Origin of the sequence: Hydrogenophaga sp. PML113, assembly GCF_001777155.1 — a bacterium.
GTDB classification, from domain to species: Bacteria; Pseudomonadota; Gammaproteobacteria; order Burkholderiales; family Burkholderiaceae_C; genus Hydrogenophaga; species Hydrogenophaga borbori.
In genome coordinates this window covers 371,199-385,640 of record NZ_MIYM01000001.1, presented here as the reverse complement: position 1 = coordinate 385,640, position 14,442 = coordinate 371,199, and the positions used below count along the sequence as shown (strand labels likewise).

Genomic DNA, 14,442 nt, shown 5'->3' with positions numbered 1-14,442 from the left:
CCAAGGATTCCAGAGATTCTGAAATGTTCTCGTTCTTTCGCAAAAAAAATCCCGCGCCCCCGCCTGAAGCGCCGGCCGCCCAGCCCCCCGCGGACGGTCCCGCCCACCCATCGGCGCCGACGCCCGTGGCGGTGCCGGCGCCCGTCCCCGCGCCCCTGCCCGCCCCGGTGGACGCGCCCGCGGCCCCGCGCCAGGGCTGGCTCGACCGCCTCAAGTCCGGCCTGCGGCGCACCGGCAGCGGCATCGCCACCGTGTTCACGGGCACGCGCATCGACGAGGACCTGTACGACGAGCTCGAGGCCGCCCTGCTCATGGCCGACAGCGGCGTGTCGGCCACGCAGCACCTGCTGAACGACCTGCGCCGCCGCGTGAAAGAGGCCAAGGCCACCGAGCCCGCCGCCGTGAAGGCCTTGCTGGCCGAGGCCATCGCCGACCTGCTCAAGCCCTTGCAGAAACCCCTGGTCATCGGCGAGCACAAGCCCACCGTGATCATGGTCGCGGGCGTGAACGGCGCGGGCAAGACCACCTCCATCGGCAAGCTCACGCGCCACCTGGCCGACGAAGGCGCGAGCGTGCTGCTGGCCGCCGCCGACACCTTCCGCGCCGCGGCGCGCGAACAGCTGGCGGTCTGGGCCGACCGCAACACGGTCGACATCGTCACCCAGGAAGGCGGCGACCCGGCCGCCGTGTGCTTCGACGCGGTGAGCGCCGGCCGGGCGCGCGGCAAGGACGTGGTGCTGGTCGACACCGCCGGCCGCCTGCCCACGCAGCTTCACCTGATGGAGGAGCTGCGCAAGATCAAGCGCGTGGTGAACAAGGCCGATCCCACGGGGCCCCATGAGGTGCTGCTGGTCATCGACGGCAACACCGGCCAGAACGCGCTCGCGCAGGTCAAGGCCTTCGACGAGGCGCTGCAGCTCACCGGCCTGGTCATCACCAAGCTGGACGGCACGGCCAAGGGCGGCGTGCTCTGCGCCATCGCGCGCGAGCGGCCGGTGCCGGTGTACTTCATCGGCGTGGGCGAAAAACTCGAGGACCTGGAAACCTTCGACGCGCGCGAGTACGCGCAGGCCCTGCTCAGCTAAGCCCGCCGGCCTGCCTCAACGGCCGCGACCGGATCCACTGCCACCGGGGCCAGCGCCTCCGCTGCCCGGGCCGGAGCCGGAGCCAGGGCCCAATCCGGGACCGCGGCCGGGCGGCGGCACATCGGGCAAGTTGACGCCTTTCTCGCGGGCCCGCGCTTCCATGCGCTCATGGTTCTCCGCGCGAATGCGTTCCCGCTCCTCATTGGTTTGCGCGGCGCGCATACGGGCGCGGTACTGCTCCCGCTCGGCGGGCGTCATCAGCTGGTAGCCGTAGATGTTCTGATCGCGCAAGAGCTCGCGCGTCTGGTCCTGCGTCTGGTCTCGTATCTGGTCTCGTGTCTGGTCCTGGGCCTGAGCACCCACGCCCAGCAAGGCCGCGGCCAACATCGCCGCCATCGAAAGTTTCTTCATCACGCATCCTCTTCAGTGGTTGTTGAAGCGCTCATGGGTCGATCCCATGCGAAGACACTGTCGTGCACAAGAGGGCGGGCGTGTTTGTCGCAGCGCAAGCTTGCTGCGCACCTGGAGGCGTTGGGGGCTTTGCCCGAGAGGCGAACGGTTGATGGCTCCACGCGCGAGCGCGCAGGCTCGGCTCAGCGGGACTCGTCGTCGCTGTAGTGGCGCCAGGCGCCCATGGCCTGGCGCATGGTCAGCAGCTGCCGCTCGAAACTGGGGCAGGCCTTGCACACGACCAGGTGCAGCCGCAGGGCCCAGCGCTCCAGGCGCGGCAGCTCGCGGTCCTCGCGCGCGATCATGAGCGCGACGGCTTCCTTGCAGGTGCGGCGCAATGGGTAGAGGGGCTTCATGCGGCGTCTCGGCGGGCAAACCAGTTGAGTTCGAGGCACTCGCGCAGGCGCAGGCGGGCCCGGTGCAACTGGACGTACAGGTTGGTCGGCGTGAGCGACAGCGCCTTACAGATCTCCTCGCTGCTCATCTCCAGCCACTCGCGCATCAGGAACAGGCGCCCTTGCGCGGCGGGAAGTTTCTCGGTGCAGGCCTCCAGCACGCTCAGGAACTGGCGGCTGCCCAGGTCCTGTTCGGGATTGCCCCAATCCGCCGGGCGCTCGGCAAAGTGCCCGCCGGCGTCGAAAGGCAAGTGATCCAGCGGATCGGCCCGATCGTCCTCGCCCTGCCCCAGCGCCACCTCGCGCCCCTGGTGGCGCAGCGCGTCGACGATCTTGTGCTTGAGGATGCCCACGAGCCAGGTCCGCAGCTGCGCGCGGCGCTCGAAGGCCTGCGGCTTGGCGATGGCCGCGAGCACGGTTTCGGACACCGCGTCCTCGGCCCAGGTCTCGTTGCGCAGCTGCAGGCGCGCGAACTTCATGAGGTAGCCGCGCGACGCGGCCACTTCCTGTTCGAACGTTGGAGAAGGCATGGCGCGGCAGTGTAGGTGAAGGCGGCGGCGGTGCGCCACGACAGGCGGTGTAAGAACCCACGCGCCGCCGCGACACACACCCACCAGATCGCCTGCACCGAGCCATCGCGCGGTGGGCACTGGGTCTGAGGAGTCCCTCCCATGAACCAACGCCAATTCCTCGCCGCCGCCGCCGGCTCCCTGATGTCGCTGGCCTTGCTCTCCACCCCCGCGCTGGCGCAGAACAGCGGCAAGGAGAAGTGCTACGGCATCGCCAAGGCCGGGCAGAACGACTGCGCCAATCTCGCGGGCACGCACTCCTGCGCGGGCCAGGCCAAGATGGACATGGACAAGGGCGACTGGAAGTACGTGCCCGCAGGCACCTGCAAACAGATGGGCGGCCTGTCGGCCGACGAGGCCAAGAAGGCTTCGATGAAGGGCTGACCGCATCAAGCCGCACGCCATGCCGACCGCCCCCGCACACGAGGCCGCCGCGCCAGCGCTGGGCATCGGCTGGCGCGCGCCGCACCAGCGCGCGCTGCTCGAGCAGCGGCCCGCGCTCGACTTCATCGAGGTGCACGCAGAGAACTTCTTCGCGCCCCACGCGGCCCTCAGGGCGCCCTTGCTGAAGGCCCGCGAGTCCTACGGCCTGAGCCTGCACGGCGTGGGCCTGTCGCTGGGCTCGGCCGAGGGCCTCGACCCCTGGCACCTGGACCGGCTGACCGAACTCGTGGCGGCCACCGAACCGCGCTTCGTGAGCGAGCACGCCAGCTTCGCGCGCGGCACCTGGAGAGGCCAGACCGTGCACGCCGCCGACCTGCTGCCCCTGCCCTTCACGCGCGCCGCGCTCGCCGTGCTGTGCGCCAACGTGCAGCGCGTGCAGGACCGGCTGCGCCGCCCGATCGCGGTGGAGAACCTGTCGGCCTATGTGCACTGGCCCGTGGCCGACATGACCGAGGCCGACTTCCTCGCGGCCCTGAGCCGGCGCACGGGCTGCCGGCTGCTGGTGGACGTCAACAACCTGGTCGTCAACGCGCTGAACGAGCAACGCGCCGGGCGCGCCCAGGCAGCGCTGCCCGCCGTGCGCGCCTGGCTCGACGCGGTACCGCCCGCCTGCGTGGCCGAGCTGCACCTCGCCGGCCACCACGACCGCGGCGACCTCGTGATCGACGACCACGGCAGCCGCGTGTCCCCGCTGGTGTGGCAGGCGTACCGGCACGCCGTCGCACGCTTCGGTGCCGTGCCGACACTGATCGAATGGGACACCGACCTGCCCGCGCTGGCGGTGCTGCTGGACGAGGCCGCCCACGCGCGGGCCCTGGCTGTCGATGCGCTGAACGCGCGCATCCCGGAGGCCTGCGCATGAACGCCCGGCTCGCCCGCCAGCAGCGCGGGTTGCTCGACGCCCTGCTGCGGGCCCGCCCACCCGGGCCCCAGTCCCGCTGGCACGGCCCCGGCCTCGGCGCCTACCGCGCCAACGCCCACGCCCACGCCGAACGCGCCCTGATCGACACCTACCCCGTGGTCGCCGCGCTGCTGGGCGAGGACACCTTCGCCACGCTCGCGCGCGCCCTGTGGCACCACCACCCACCCACGCGCGGCGAGCTCGGCGAATGGGGTGGCGCGCTGGCCGGGTTCATGGCGGACCAGCCCGGCCTCGCCCACCTGCCCTACCTGCCCGACGTCGCGCGCCTCGAATGGGCCTTGCATGGCGCCACCCGCGCCGAGGGCGCCCGCGCCGACGCCGCCAGCTTCGCCTGGCTCGAACGCGAACCGCCCGAGCGCCTGTGCCTGCGGTTCGCGCCCGGCACCGCCGTGGTGCTGAGCCCCTGGCCCGTGCTCAGCCTGCTCGACGCCCACCTGCACGGCGAGCCCGACCTCGCCACCGCCGCGCGCCGCCTGCGCGACGGCGTGGCCGAGAACGTGCGCGTCTGGCGCCAGGGCCAGGCCGTTCGGCTCACGCCGCTGGACCACGCCATCGCGCCTTTCGAGGCCGCGCTGCTGGTCGGCCGCACGCTCGCGCAGGCCCTGGACGCCGCCCCCATCGACGCCCTCGGCTGGCTGCGCGAGGCCGTGCGCAGCGGCCTGTGCGTGGGCGTGGCGCCCGTGTCCGATCCCCGCCCCAACACCCCCGACGGAGCCCACCCATGAACACGAACACCTTCAGCCACCGCATCGCCGCCGGCTGGCGGCCCCTGGCCCGCCTGCTCGACGCCGCCCAGCCCCTGGGCGCGCTGCTGGCGCGGCTCTACATCGCCCAGGTCTTCTTCCTCTCGGGCCTGACCAAGGTCCGCGACTGGGACACCACCCTGCTGCTGTTCACCGAGGAATACCACGTGCCCCTGCTGCCACCGGCCCTGGCCGCGCCGCTGGGCACGGCCGGCGAGCTGGTGCTGCCGGTGCTGCTGGCCCTGGGCCTGGCCGGGCGCTTTTCCGCGCTGGGGCTGTCGGTCGTCAACGTGGTGGCGGTGCTCAGCCTGAGCGAGATCGCGCCAGCGGCCTTCCAGCAGCACCTCACCTGGGGCGCGCTGCTGGCAGCGCTGGCGCTGTTCGGGCCGGGGCGCTGGTCGCTGGACCACTGGCGGGGGCGTCACGGGCCTCGCTGAGCCCGCCGGCGCGGGGGCCGTACCATCGCGGCCCATGCGCAGCGGCATCACCCGACTCGTTCTCATCGGCGCCGGCCCGGCCCACCGCGAGGTGCTGGCCCGGCTGACGCGGCACCACCCAGCCGACCTGCAGGTCACCCTGCTGGCACCACCTCCCGCGCCCGTGCACGAACCCCTGGTCCCGGCGGTGGTCGCGGGACGGTACACGGCCGACGCCTGCCGCGTGGGCCTGTCGGGCCTGCTCACCCTGGCCCACGCCCGCTGGGTGCCCGGGCGCTGCCTCGCGCTCGACCTGGAGGGCCGGCGCGTGCATGCCGCGCCGGCCGACGGTGGCGCCGCCCTCGAACTGCCCTTCGACCTGCTGTCGCTGGACACCGCGGCCAGCACCGACCGCGAGGCGCTGGAGCAGCGCCTGCCCGGCGCGCGCGAGCAGGCGCTGGCGCGCTACCCCAGCGAGGCTTTCCTGGGTCTGTGGCCGCGCGTGGTCGACATGGCGCGCGAGCGGCCGCTGTCCATCGCCGTCATCGGCTCGGGCGCGGCCGCCATCGAACTGGTCTTCGCCGCCGCCCAGCGCCTGCGCGCCGAGGGCCTGCCCGGCAGCATCCTCACCCTGCTCACCGACGGCGGCGCGCTGGCCGGCGAGCTGCCGCCCGACGTGGCCTCGCGCGTGCGGCGCGAGCTCAAGCGCCAGCGCATCCACGTGCTCAACGAACGCTGCACGGGCATCACGGTCGAGGGCGTGCGCCTGGCCAATGGCGCGCTGCTGCGCTGCGACGTGCCCCTGGTGGCCGGCGCCGCGCAGGCGCCCGCCTGGCTGCGCGGCACGCCGCTCGCGCTGGCCGAGGGCGGGCAGGTGCTGGTGAACCGCTTCCAACAGAGCACGAGCCACCCGCAGGTCTTCGCCGCGGGCCCCGCCGCACGCCGCGACGACCACGCCTACCCCGACGCCGCCACCACCTCGGCGCGCGCCGGCGCCACACTGGCGCACAACCTGCTGGCCGCCTTCGCGGGCCAGCCCCTGAAGCCGCACTGGCCGGCGCAGCGACCGCTCACGCGGCTGTCCTGCGGCACGGAATGCGCCATCGCCGCCTGGGGGCCGCTGCGCGCGCAAGGCGCCTGGGTGGCGCGCTGGAAGGACCGCGCCGAGCGCCACGAGACCGCGGCGCCACCACCCCTGATGGACGAAACGGCCTCTCCGACGCAGCGCCGCCATGGTCGGCCCGTAAACTGAGGGGCCACTGCCCCTACCGGTGCCCCCACCGACCGACCATGCGCCAGCGCCCCACCCCTGTTCTTCGCCCCACCATCGCCCTGGTGGCCGCCCTGGGCGCCAGCGCCGCGCTCGCGCAGTCGGCCCCCGAACCGGCCCGCACCGTGCACCCCTGGCAGGCGGCGCCGCCGCGGCTGTCGGCCGAGGCCTATTTCACCAACCTCAAGGACGGCGACCGCATCGAGACGCCGTACGTGCTGAAGTTCGGTCTCTCGGGCGGCTGGGGCCTGGCGCCCATCGCGCAGAGCGGGCACGGCAAGAGCGGCCACCACCACCTGCTGGTCAACCGCGACCTGCCGCTCAACTTCAAGCAAGCCCTGCCCTTCAACGATCAGTACATCCACTTCGGCAAGGGCCAGATGGAGACCGTGCTGAACCTGGCGCCGGGCGAGTACACGCTGCGCATGCTGCTGGCCGACCAGAAGCACCTGCCGCACTTCGTCTTCAGCAAGCCCGCCAGGATCACCGTCACGCGCCAGAACGCCACCGACCCGGCCACGCTGCAGAAAAAAGGCCTGGCCCTCGACCTGCCGGACGGCGCCAGCCCGCGCCCGCCCTTCCTGGTGCGCTTCCACGCCTCGCTGCTCAACGTGGCGCAGATGTCGCAGAAGATTCCCGACACCGGCCACTTCAAGCTCACCGTGGCCCCCGCCGGCGGCGGCGCGCCCGCCGTGATGGACTTCCGCGACGGGCAGACCGAGGTCTGGCTGGCGCCGCCCGCAGGCGCCTACAACCTCAAGCTCGAAATGCTGGACAACCTCGGCGCCGCCCAACCGCTGGCCGAAGCCGCGGTGGCGCGCATCGAGGTGCGCTGAAGCCAGACCGGGCGGCGGCTTCAGCAGCCGAGCTGGTCCGCCAGGTCCAGCAGGTCGCGCGCGTGGCGCGTATTGGCCGGGTCGGGCGACACGTCCTTCACGTGCGCCGCGCCGAACTCCAGCGGGCGCTCGATGTAGGCCGTGGCCAGGCCGCAGGCGCGCGCGGCGGCCAGGTCGTCCTGGTGGGCGGCGACCATCATCACCTCGGCCGGTGAGACATCGAACACCTCGGCCGCGCCCCGGTAGACGCGCGGGTCGGGCTTGTAGGCGCGAAACACCTCGGCCGAGAGCACGCAGTCCCAGGGCAGGCCCGCGCGCTTGGCCATGTTCGTGAGCAGGCCGATGTTGCCGTTGGAGAGCGAACAGAGGGTGAAGCGCGCCTTGAGCCGCGTGAGGCCGGGCACGCTGTCGGGCCAGGGGTCCAGCCGGTGCCACACGCGATTGAGCTGGGCGCGCTGGGCCCCGTCCAGGTGGTCGAGCCCGAAGCGCGGCAGGATCTCATCGAGGATGCCGCGGTGCAGCTCGTCGATGCGCGTCCAGGCCCGCTCGCCGCTGCGCACGCGCTGCATGGCGGGCTGGTAGCCCTCGCGCCAGGCGCGCGCGAAGGCGTCGGCGTCCACCTGCGGGTGAGCGGCCGACAGCTCGCGCACGATGCTGCCGTGCCAGTCGACGACGGTGCCGAAGATGTCGAAGACGAGGATGGACACCTGGGACATGGAAACGCTCCTTCTGCGTTCGGTGATCAGGCCACGCCGTACTGGCGCAGCAACTCCCCCCAGGCCGCGAGCTTGCGCTCGAACGGCCAGCTGGCGTTCGCGGGGCTGGTGGACGGCAGCCGGTGCACCGGCAGGCCGAAGGCGCGCGTGAGCCGCGCGTGGCGGAAACTCTCGCCACCGTTGTGTGCGATGGCGCGCAGTTCGGGGCAGCGGTGGCGCAGCTGCGCGAAATCGTTCAGCTCGGCCGCGCGGATGGCGGTGTCCAGGCTGCCTTCGCGCTCGCAGCTGGCGTACACGTCCCACACGCCCAGGCCGCGTTCGAGCACGGCCGCCACGCGCTGGTCGTAGCTGGCCTGGGCCAACGGCAGCTCCCACAGCGCGCCCAGGATCTTCCAGAAGGCGTTCTGCGGGTGCCCGTAGTACTGCTGCGCGCGCAGCGAGGCCACGCCCGGAAAGCTGCCCAACACCACCAGCCGCGTGCGCGCATCGGCCACCGGGGGCAGGCCGAGCAGGCGCGTCATGCCAGGGCCGCCAGTCGCGGCAGCACGCGCCGCGCGTTCGCGCTCGTGGCCTGCGCGAGTGCGTCCACCGGCACACCGCGCAGGCCGGCGACCACTGCGCCGATGCGCGGCAGCTCGCGCGGGTGGTTCACGCCCTGGGCTTGGCCGGCCGCGCGCTCGGCGGCCGTGGCATACAGCCACTGCGGCGGAATATCGGGCGCGTCGGTCTCCAGCACCAGGGCCTCGATGGGCAGCTCGCCGGCCAGGCGGCGTATCTGCCGCGCGGTGTCAAAGGTGGACGCGCCGCCGAAGCCCAGCGCGAAGCCGCGTTCGGTGAAGGCCAGCGCCTGCGCCAGGCTGCCGTTGAAGGCGTGGCCGATGCCGCCGTCCACCGGCAGCTCGCGCAGGCCCTTGAGCAGGGCGTCGGCGCTGCGCCGCACGTGCAGGATCACCGGCAGGCCATGGCGGCGCGCCAGGCGCAGCTGCGCGCGGTAGAAGCGGACCTGGCGCTCGCGCATCGCGGGTTCGGTGAGTTCGGGCACGAAGAAGTCCAGGCCGATCTCGCCCACCGCCACCAGGCGCGGGTCGTCGCGGTGGACGCGCAGGGCCTCGTCCAGCGCGTCCAGGTCGGCGTCGTGCGCGGCCGGCACGCCCATTGGGTGGATGCCCAGGGCGTAGGCGTCATCGAGCCGGTGCGCGAGCTCGCGCACCGTGTCCCAGTTCGAGCGCGCCACGGCGGGGATCACGCAGCGCGCGACGCCGCGCCCGCGCGCCTCGCTGCGAAGGGCCGCGACCTCGGCGGCCGCGAACTCGGGCGCGTCGAGGTGGGCGTGCGTGTCGATCCACAAGGGCGTCATCGTTGCGCGTATAAGCTCGGGCAGGCATTGTGACCGCAACACCCCAAGACCCCAGGAGGACCCCCATGACACCCCGCTGGATCGCCACGCTCGCCCTGCCCTTCATCGCCGGCCTGGGCGCCTGTGCCATGCCCGCCGGCCCCGGCGGCGCGCCGTCCCTGGTGGGCACGGAATGGCGGCTGGAGGACCTGGGCGGCAGCGGCGTGCTCGACCGCGTGCCGGCCACGCTGGCCTTTCCCGAGGCGGGTCGCGTGGCGGGCCAGGGCTCCTGCAACCGCTTCTTTGGCAGCTACACCCTGGTGCAGGACCGCATCGCCTTCGGCCAGATGGGCATGACGCGCATGGCCTGCGCGGGCGCGGTGGGCGAGCAGGAGAACCGCTACATGGCGGCGCTGCAGAAGGCCCAGCGCGTGCAGGTGCAAGGCTCGACGCTCACGCTGAGCGTCGAGGGCATGGACAAGCCCCTGCGCTTCGTGCGCACCAGGCCGTGAACGGGCTCAGCCCAGTCGGCCGGCGCTGAGGCGCAGCACGCGGCCGCAGCGCGCGGCCAGGCCTTCGTCGTGCGTGACCACCACGAAGGCCGTGCCCTGGTCGCGCGCCAGGTCCATCATCAGCGCGAAGACGCCGTCGGCGGTGGCGCGGTCCAGGTTGCCAGTGGGCTCGTCGGCCAGCACGCAGGCCGGCTGCGTGACCAGGGCGCGCGCGATGGCCACGCGCTGGCGCTCGCCGCCCGACAGCTCGGCCGGCCGGTGCGCCAGGCGCTCGCTCAGGCCCACGCGCGCGAGCGTCGCGCTGGCGCGCTCGGCCGCCTCGGCGCGCGGCAGGCGGCGGATCCACAGCGGCATGGCCACGTTGTCGCGCGCGCTGAACTCGGGCAGCAGGTGGTGGAACTGGTACACGAAGCCCAGGTGCTGGTTGCGCAACTCGCCCTGGCGCGCCGGGCCCAGGGCCGAGAGCTGCTGGCCCTTGAGGGCCACCGTGCCGGCGCTGGGTGCGTCCAGCCCGCCCAGCAGGTGCAACAGCGTGCTCTTGCCGGAACCGGAGGCGCCGACGATGGCCACGGTTTCGCCCGCGCGCACCTCCAGGTCCACGCCCTGCAGCACGGTGACGTCAAGACGGCCTTCGACGAAGCGTTTGCTCAGGCCACGAGCGCAAAGAACGGAATCGGTCATGGTTGTTTCGCCGCCGGGCCGCCCCAAGGCGAAACGCCCCCCTTCGTGGGGCAGCGACCCGCGCCGCGGCGGAGCGTGGGGGCTTTACTCATAACGCAGCGCCTCCGCCGGGTTCACGCGGCTGGCGCGCCAGCTCGGGTACAGCGTGGCCAGGAAGGCCAGCACCAGCGAGATCACCGCCACGGGCACGATGTCGCCGCGCTGCGGGTCGCTGGGCATGCGGCTGATGAGGTAGATGTCCTGCGGCAGGAAACTCGCGCCCAGCAGGTGCTCCAGCGCCGGCACCAAGGTGTCGATGTTGAAGGCCACGCCCAGGCCCAGCAGCAGGCCCAGGCCGGTGCCGATGAGGCCGACCGCCGCGCCCTGCACCACGAAGATGCCCATGATGCTGCGCGGGCTCGCGCCCAGGGTGCGCAGGATGGCGATGTCCGCGCGCTTGTCGGTCACGGTCATCACCAGCGTGGACACCAGGTTGAACGCGGCCACCGCCACGATCAGCGTGAGGATGATGAACATCATGCGTTTTTCGAGCTGCACGGCCGCGAACCAGGTGCGGTTCTGGCGCGTCCAGTCGCGCACCACCAGGCCTGGCGGCAGGTCGGCCGCCATCTTCACCGCCACCTCGCGCGCGGCGTGCAGGTCGCGGATCTTCACGCGCACGCCCGTGGGGCCCTCGACGCGGAAGATGCGCGCGGCGTCGTCCTGGTGCAGCATGGCCAGCGCCGAGTCGTATTCGTAGTGGCCGGAATCGAAGGTGCCCACCACCGTCATGCTGCGCACGCGCGGCACCACGCCGGCCGGTGTCACCTGCCCGCTCGGCGCGATCAGCGTCACCGTGTCGCCCACCACCACACCCAGGCTGCGCGCCAGTTCGCCGCCCAGCACGATGCCATAGCCGCCGGACGCCAGGCGCGGCAGCACGGTGTCGGCCAGCTCGGCCGCAAGGTCGGTCACCTTGGGTTCCAGCGTGGGGTCGATGCCGCGCACCAGCGCGCCCTTCATGTCCTCGCCGCGGGCGATCAGGGCCTGCGCGCCCACGAAGGGCGCGGCGCCCAGCACCTCGGGGCGCGCCTCGATGGTGGACAGCACCTGCGGCAGGTTGGCAATGGCCTGGCCGTTGGCCTCGAACACCTCGATGTGCGAGAGCACGCCCAGCATGCGGTCGCGCACCTCCTTCTGGAAGCCGTTCATGACCGACAGCACGATGATCAGCGCCGCCACGCCGAGCGCAATGCCCAGCATGGACACACCCGAGATGAAGGAGATGAAGCCGTTGCGCCGCGTGGCGCGGCCGGCGCGCGTGTAGCGCCAGCCCAGCAGGAGTTCGTAGGGGGTTTGCATTTCTGGGGGCGATTGTGGCATCGCCGACAATCGCACCATGCCCGACGAGCCCTTGGTCCTGGATCCCGCACACCACTGGCTGGTTCCCTTCGCCGCCCTGGGCGCGGCCCTTGAGCCCCCCGCCCTGCCCGCGCTCGACGCCCTGCTCGCCCACCTGCGCGAGGCCGCGCGCGACAGCGACGACGGCCTCAGCCTGAGTCCGCCCCACGAGCGCGCCCTGGCGCGCGCACGAGGCCTGCCCCCGCGCGACGGCGCCCTGCCCTGGGCCGCATTGGCCAGCGACACACCGCAGGCGCCACAGGCCTGGGTGCACCCCGTGCACCTGCAGGTGGGCATGGACCAGGTGATGCTGCAGCGCGCCGAACAGGCCGGTGGCCTGGACGCCGACGAATCGCGCGCGCTGTTCGCGGCCTTCGAACCGCTGTGCGCCGAAGACGGCGTGGAACTGCTGTTCGACGAGCCCACCCGCTGGCGGGCGCGCGGCGAGCGCCTGCGCGACCTGGCCTGCGCCAGCCTGGACCGCGTCAGCGGCCGCTCGCTGGCCGCCTGGCTGCCGCGCGGCAAACCGGCGCGCTGGCTGCAACGCCTGCAGAGCGAGGCACAGATGCTCTTTTACACGCACCGCGTGAACGACGCCCGCGAGGCCGCACGCCGCCTGCCCATCAACGGCCTGTGGTTCAGCGCGCCCGGCGCGCTGGACGCGCACACCCGCCTGCGCCCGCCGCCCCAGGTGGACGATAGCCTGCGCGCCGCCGCCCTTGGCGGCGACCTCGAGGCCTGGCGCCGTGCCGCTACGGCGCTCGACCACAGCCTCTTCGCTCCCCTGCTCGACCGCGCGCGGCGCGGCGAACCGCTGGCCCTCACCCTGTGCGGCGAGCGCGCCGCCGTCACGCTGGTGCCCGAACGGCCCGGCCTCACGCAGCGGCTCGCCCGCGCCGTCGGCCTGCGCCCGCGCGCCAGCGCCCAAGACCTCCTCAGGACCCTATGAAGATCATCACCCGCGACGTCCCGCCGCGCGCCGCCTGGGCGCTCGAACAGGCCGGTCTGCACCCGCTGCTGGCGCGCCTGTTCGCCGCGCGCGGCGTCACCAGCACCGAAGAACTCGACGACGGACTCGCGCGCCTGCTCCCGCCGGACACGATGACCGGCGCGGGCGAGGCCGCGCGCCAGCTGGCCGATGCCATGGTGGCGAACCGGCGCCTGTGCATCGTGGCCGACTACGACTGCGACGGCGCCACCGCCTGCGCCGTGGGCGTGCGCGGCCTCCGGCTGCTGGGCGCGCCCCTGGGTTTCGACAGCGTGCACTACCTGGTGCCCGACCGCGTGGTCGACGGCTACGGCCTCACCCCCGCCATCGCGCGGCGCGTGAAAGACAGTGGCGCCGAGGTGCTGATCACCGTGGACAACGGCATCGCCAGCGTCGACGGCGTGCGCGTCGCGCGCGAACTGGGCCTGCAGGTGATCGTGACCGACCACCACCTGCCGGGCCCGCAGTTGCCGGCCGACTGCGTCATCGTCAACCCCAACCAGCCCGGCTGCGCCTTCGACAGCAAGAGCATCGCCGGCGTGGGCGTGATGTTCTACGTGCTGCTCGCGCTGCGCGCCGAGCTGCGCGAGCGCGGGGTTTTCGATGCCAAAAACCAGCCCCGCATCGACGCCCTGCTGCCCCTGGTGGCCCTGGGCACCGTGGCCGACGTGGTAAAGCTCGACGGCAACAACCGCCGCCTCGTCGCCCAGGGCCTCAAGCGCGTGCGCGCGGGCGCCCTGCCGGCTGGCATGGACGCGCTGTTCGCGGTCGCCGGCCGGCGCCTGGACACCGCGAGCAGCTTCGACTTCGGCTTCGCGCTCGGCCCGCGCCTGAACGCGGCCGGCCGCCTGTCCGACATGACGCTGGGCATCGAATGCCTGCTGACCGACGACAAGGCGCGCGCCGAGGAACTGGCGCGCACCCTGGACGGCATCAACCGCGAGCGCAAGGCCATCGAGGGCGAGATGCGCGAGCAGGCGCTGGAGATGGCCGAGGCCTTGTTCGACGACGGCGAGGAACCGCCACCGGCCATGGTGCTGTTCGACCCGGACTTCCACGAAGGCGTGGTCGGCATCGTGGCCTCGCGCCTGAAGGACAAGCTGCACCGGCCGACCTTCGTCTTCGCCGCGAGCGCGGCGCCGGGCAAGGAACACGAGCTCAAGGGTTCGGGCCGCTCGATCCCGGGCTTTCACCTGCGCGACGCGCTGGACCTGGTGGCCAAGCGCCACCCGGGCGTGCTGCTGCGCTTCGGCGGCCACGCCATGGCCGCGGGCTGCACCGTCGCGGAAGAGCACCTGGACCTGTTCGAGCAGGCCTTGCAGCAGGTGGCGCACGAGTGGCTGGACGCCGCCACGCTGCAGCGCCGCCTGGAGGCCGACGGCGCGCTGGACCGGCAGTACCGCCGGCCCGACCTGGTCGAGCTGCTGCAAGGCCAGGTCTGGGGCCAGGGCTTCGCACCACCGGTGTTCTGCGAGGAGCTGCGGGTGGTGAGCCAGCGCATCGTCGGCGAGAAGCACCTGGCGCTCAAGCTGCAGCACCAGGGCGATGCGGTGGACGGCATCTGGTTCGGTCACACCGAACCGCTGCCCGAGCGGGTGAAGCTCGCCTTCCGGCTGGAACTGGACGAATGGCAGGGCCAGCGGCGGGTGCGGTTTCTGGTGGAAGCCGCGGAAATCTGAACCCGCGCGCCGCGCGGGCA

At 72.9% G+C, this 14,442-nt stretch carries 18 protein-coding genes; 10 read left to right on the top strand and 8 right to left on the bottom strand.

What is annotated here, in order from left to right:
• Positions 1-23 precede the first annotated feature (23 nt).
• Positions 24-1,085, top strand: a complete 1,062-nt coding sequence (ftsY, locus tag BHU06_RS01795) for a signal recognition particle-docking protein FtsY (protein WP_070397422.1) — start codon at positions 24-26, stop codon at positions 1,083-1,085.
• A 15-nt stretch (positions 1,086-1,100) separates the two neighbouring features.
• Here the strand turns inward: ftsY and BHU06_RS01790 are convergent, their stop codons facing one another.
• From BHU06_RS01790 to BHU06_RS01780, 3 genes are all read right to left on the bottom strand, one after another.
• A complete protein-coding gene (locus BHU06_RS01790; RefSeq protein WP_070397421.1) occupies positions 1,101-1,496 on the bottom strand; it encodes a hypothetical protein in 396 nt (131 codons plus the stop codon).
• Between the two features lie 182 nt (positions 1,497-1,678).
• On the bottom strand, positions 1,679-1,891 hold the full coding sequence (locus BHU06_RS01785) for a zf-HC2 domain-containing protein (RefSeq protein ID WP_070397420.1): 213 nt from the start codon (positions 1,889-1,891) through the stop codon (positions 1,679-1,681).
• Positions 1,888-2,460, bottom strand: coding sequence for a sigma-70 family RNA polymerase sigma factor (locus tag BHU06_RS01780; RefSeq protein ID WP_070397419.1), 573 nt, complete (start codon positions 2,458-2,460; stop codon positions 1,888-1,890). Before BHU06_RS01780 ends, BHU06_RS01785 begins: the two co-directional genes overlap by 4 nt.
• Positions 2,461-2,601: 141 nt before the next feature.
• Between BHU06_RS01780 and BHU06_RS01775 the strand changes: the two genes are divergently transcribed.
• Genes BHU06_RS01775 through BHU06_RS01750 form a run of 6 tightly spaced genes read left to right on the top strand, consistent with a single transcriptional unit; the run spans position 2,602 to position 7,130 of the window.
• Positions 2,602-2,883, top strand: a complete 282-nt coding sequence (locus tag BHU06_RS01775; RefSeq protein ID WP_070397418.1) for a DUF2282 domain-containing protein — start codon at positions 2,602-2,604, stop codon at positions 2,881-2,883.
• A gap of 19 nt (positions 2,884-2,902) precedes the next feature.
• The gene (locus tag BHU06_RS01770; RefSeq protein ID WP_070397417.1) at positions 2,903-3,805 is read left to right on the top strand and encodes a DUF692 domain-containing protein; all 903 of its coding nucleotides are present in this window, start codon (positions 2,903-2,905) and stop codon (positions 3,803-3,805) included.
• Positions 3,802-4,590 (top strand): DNA-binding domain-containing protein, encoded by a 789-nt coding sequence (locus tag BHU06_RS01765; RefSeq protein ID WP_070397416.1) that lies wholly within the window; start codon positions 3,802-3,804, stop codon positions 4,588-4,590. The genes BHU06_RS01770 and BHU06_RS01765 overlap by 4 nt, the downstream gene beginning before the upstream one ends.
• Positions 4,587-5,045 (top strand): DoxX family protein, encoded by a 459-nt coding sequence (locus BHU06_RS01760; protein WP_070397415.1) that lies wholly within the window; start codon positions 4,587-4,589, stop codon positions 5,043-5,045. The genes BHU06_RS01765 and BHU06_RS01760 overlap by 4 nt, the downstream gene beginning before the upstream one ends.
• 34 nt (positions 5,046-5,079) lie before the next feature.
• Positions 5,080-6,276: an NAD(P)/FAD-dependent oxidoreductase gene (locus BHU06_RS01755; RefSeq protein ID WP_070397414.1), complete on the top strand. Its 1,197-nt coding sequence runs from the start codon at positions 5,080-5,082 to the stop codon at positions 6,274-6,276.
• Positions 6,277-6,314: 38 nt separating this feature from the next.
• Positions 6,315-7,130: a DUF4399 domain-containing protein gene (locus tag BHU06_RS01750; protein WP_070397413.1), complete on the top strand. Its 816-nt coding sequence runs from the start codon at positions 6,315-6,317 to the stop codon at positions 7,128-7,130.
• 20 nt (positions 7,131-7,150) lie between these two features.
• On the opposite strand, the gene BHU06_RS01745 is transcribed toward BHU06_RS01750, so the two are convergent.
• Genes BHU06_RS01745 through BHU06_RS01735 form a run of 3 tightly spaced genes read right to left on the bottom strand, consistent with a single transcriptional unit; the run spans position 7,151 to position 9,203 of the window.
• A complete protein-coding gene (locus BHU06_RS01745) occupies positions 7,151-7,846 on the bottom strand; it encodes a haloacid dehalogenase type II (RefSeq protein WP_070397412.1) in 696 nt (231 codons plus the stop codon).
• Positions 7,847-7,872: 26 nt separating this feature from the next.
• Positions 7,873-8,367 carry a DNA-deoxyinosine glycosylase gene (locus BHU06_RS01740; RefSeq protein ID WP_070397411.1) on the bottom strand — a complete coding sequence of 165 codons (495 nt, stop codon included), beginning with the start codon at positions 8,365-8,367 and terminating at the stop codon, positions 7,873-7,875.
• Positions 8,364-9,203: a TatD family hydrolase gene (locus BHU06_RS01735; protein ID WP_070397410.1), complete on the bottom strand. Its 840-nt coding sequence runs from the start codon at positions 9,201-9,203 to the stop codon at positions 8,364-8,366. The genes BHU06_RS01740 and BHU06_RS01735 overlap by 4 nt, the downstream gene beginning before the upstream one ends.
• 65 nt (positions 9,204-9,268) lie before the next feature.
• Between BHU06_RS01735 and BHU06_RS01730 the strand changes: the two genes are divergently transcribed.
• Entirely contained in the window at positions 9,269-9,694 is a 426-nt protein-coding gene (locus tag BHU06_RS01730) for an META domain-containing protein (protein WP_070397409.1), read from the top strand.
• Between the two features lie 6 nt (positions 9,695-9,700).
• Here BHU06_RS01730 and lolD read toward each other — a convergent pair whose 3' ends face one another.
• Positions 9,701-10,375 (bottom strand): lipoprotein-releasing ABC transporter ATP-binding protein LolD, encoded by a 675-nt coding sequence (lolD, locus tag BHU06_RS01725; RefSeq protein WP_070397408.1) that lies wholly within the window; start codon positions 10,373-10,375, stop codon positions 9,701-9,703.
• 84 nt (positions 10,376-10,459) lie between these two features.
• Positions 10,460-11,716, bottom strand: coding sequence for a lipoprotein-releasing ABC transporter permease subunit (locus BHU06_RS01720; RefSeq protein ID WP_070397407.1), 1,257 nt, complete (start codon positions 11,714-11,716; stop codon positions 10,460-10,462).
• 37 nt (positions 11,717-11,753) lie between these two features.
• Between BHU06_RS01720 and BHU06_RS01715 the strand changes: the two genes are divergently transcribed.
• Both BHU06_RS01715 and recJ read left to right on the top strand, forming a co-directional pair.
• Positions 11,754-12,704, top strand: a complete 951-nt coding sequence (locus BHU06_RS01715) for a hypothetical protein (RefSeq protein ID WP_070397406.1) — start codon at positions 11,754-11,756, stop codon at positions 12,702-12,704.
• Positions 12,701-14,422 (top strand): single-stranded-DNA-specific exonuclease RecJ, encoded by a 1,722-nt coding sequence (recJ, locus tag BHU06_RS01710; RefSeq protein WP_070397405.1) that lies wholly within the window; start codon positions 12,701-12,703, stop codon positions 14,420-14,422. The genes BHU06_RS01715 and recJ overlap by 4 nt, the downstream gene beginning before the upstream one ends.
• Positions 14,423-14,442 lie beyond the last annotated feature (20 nt).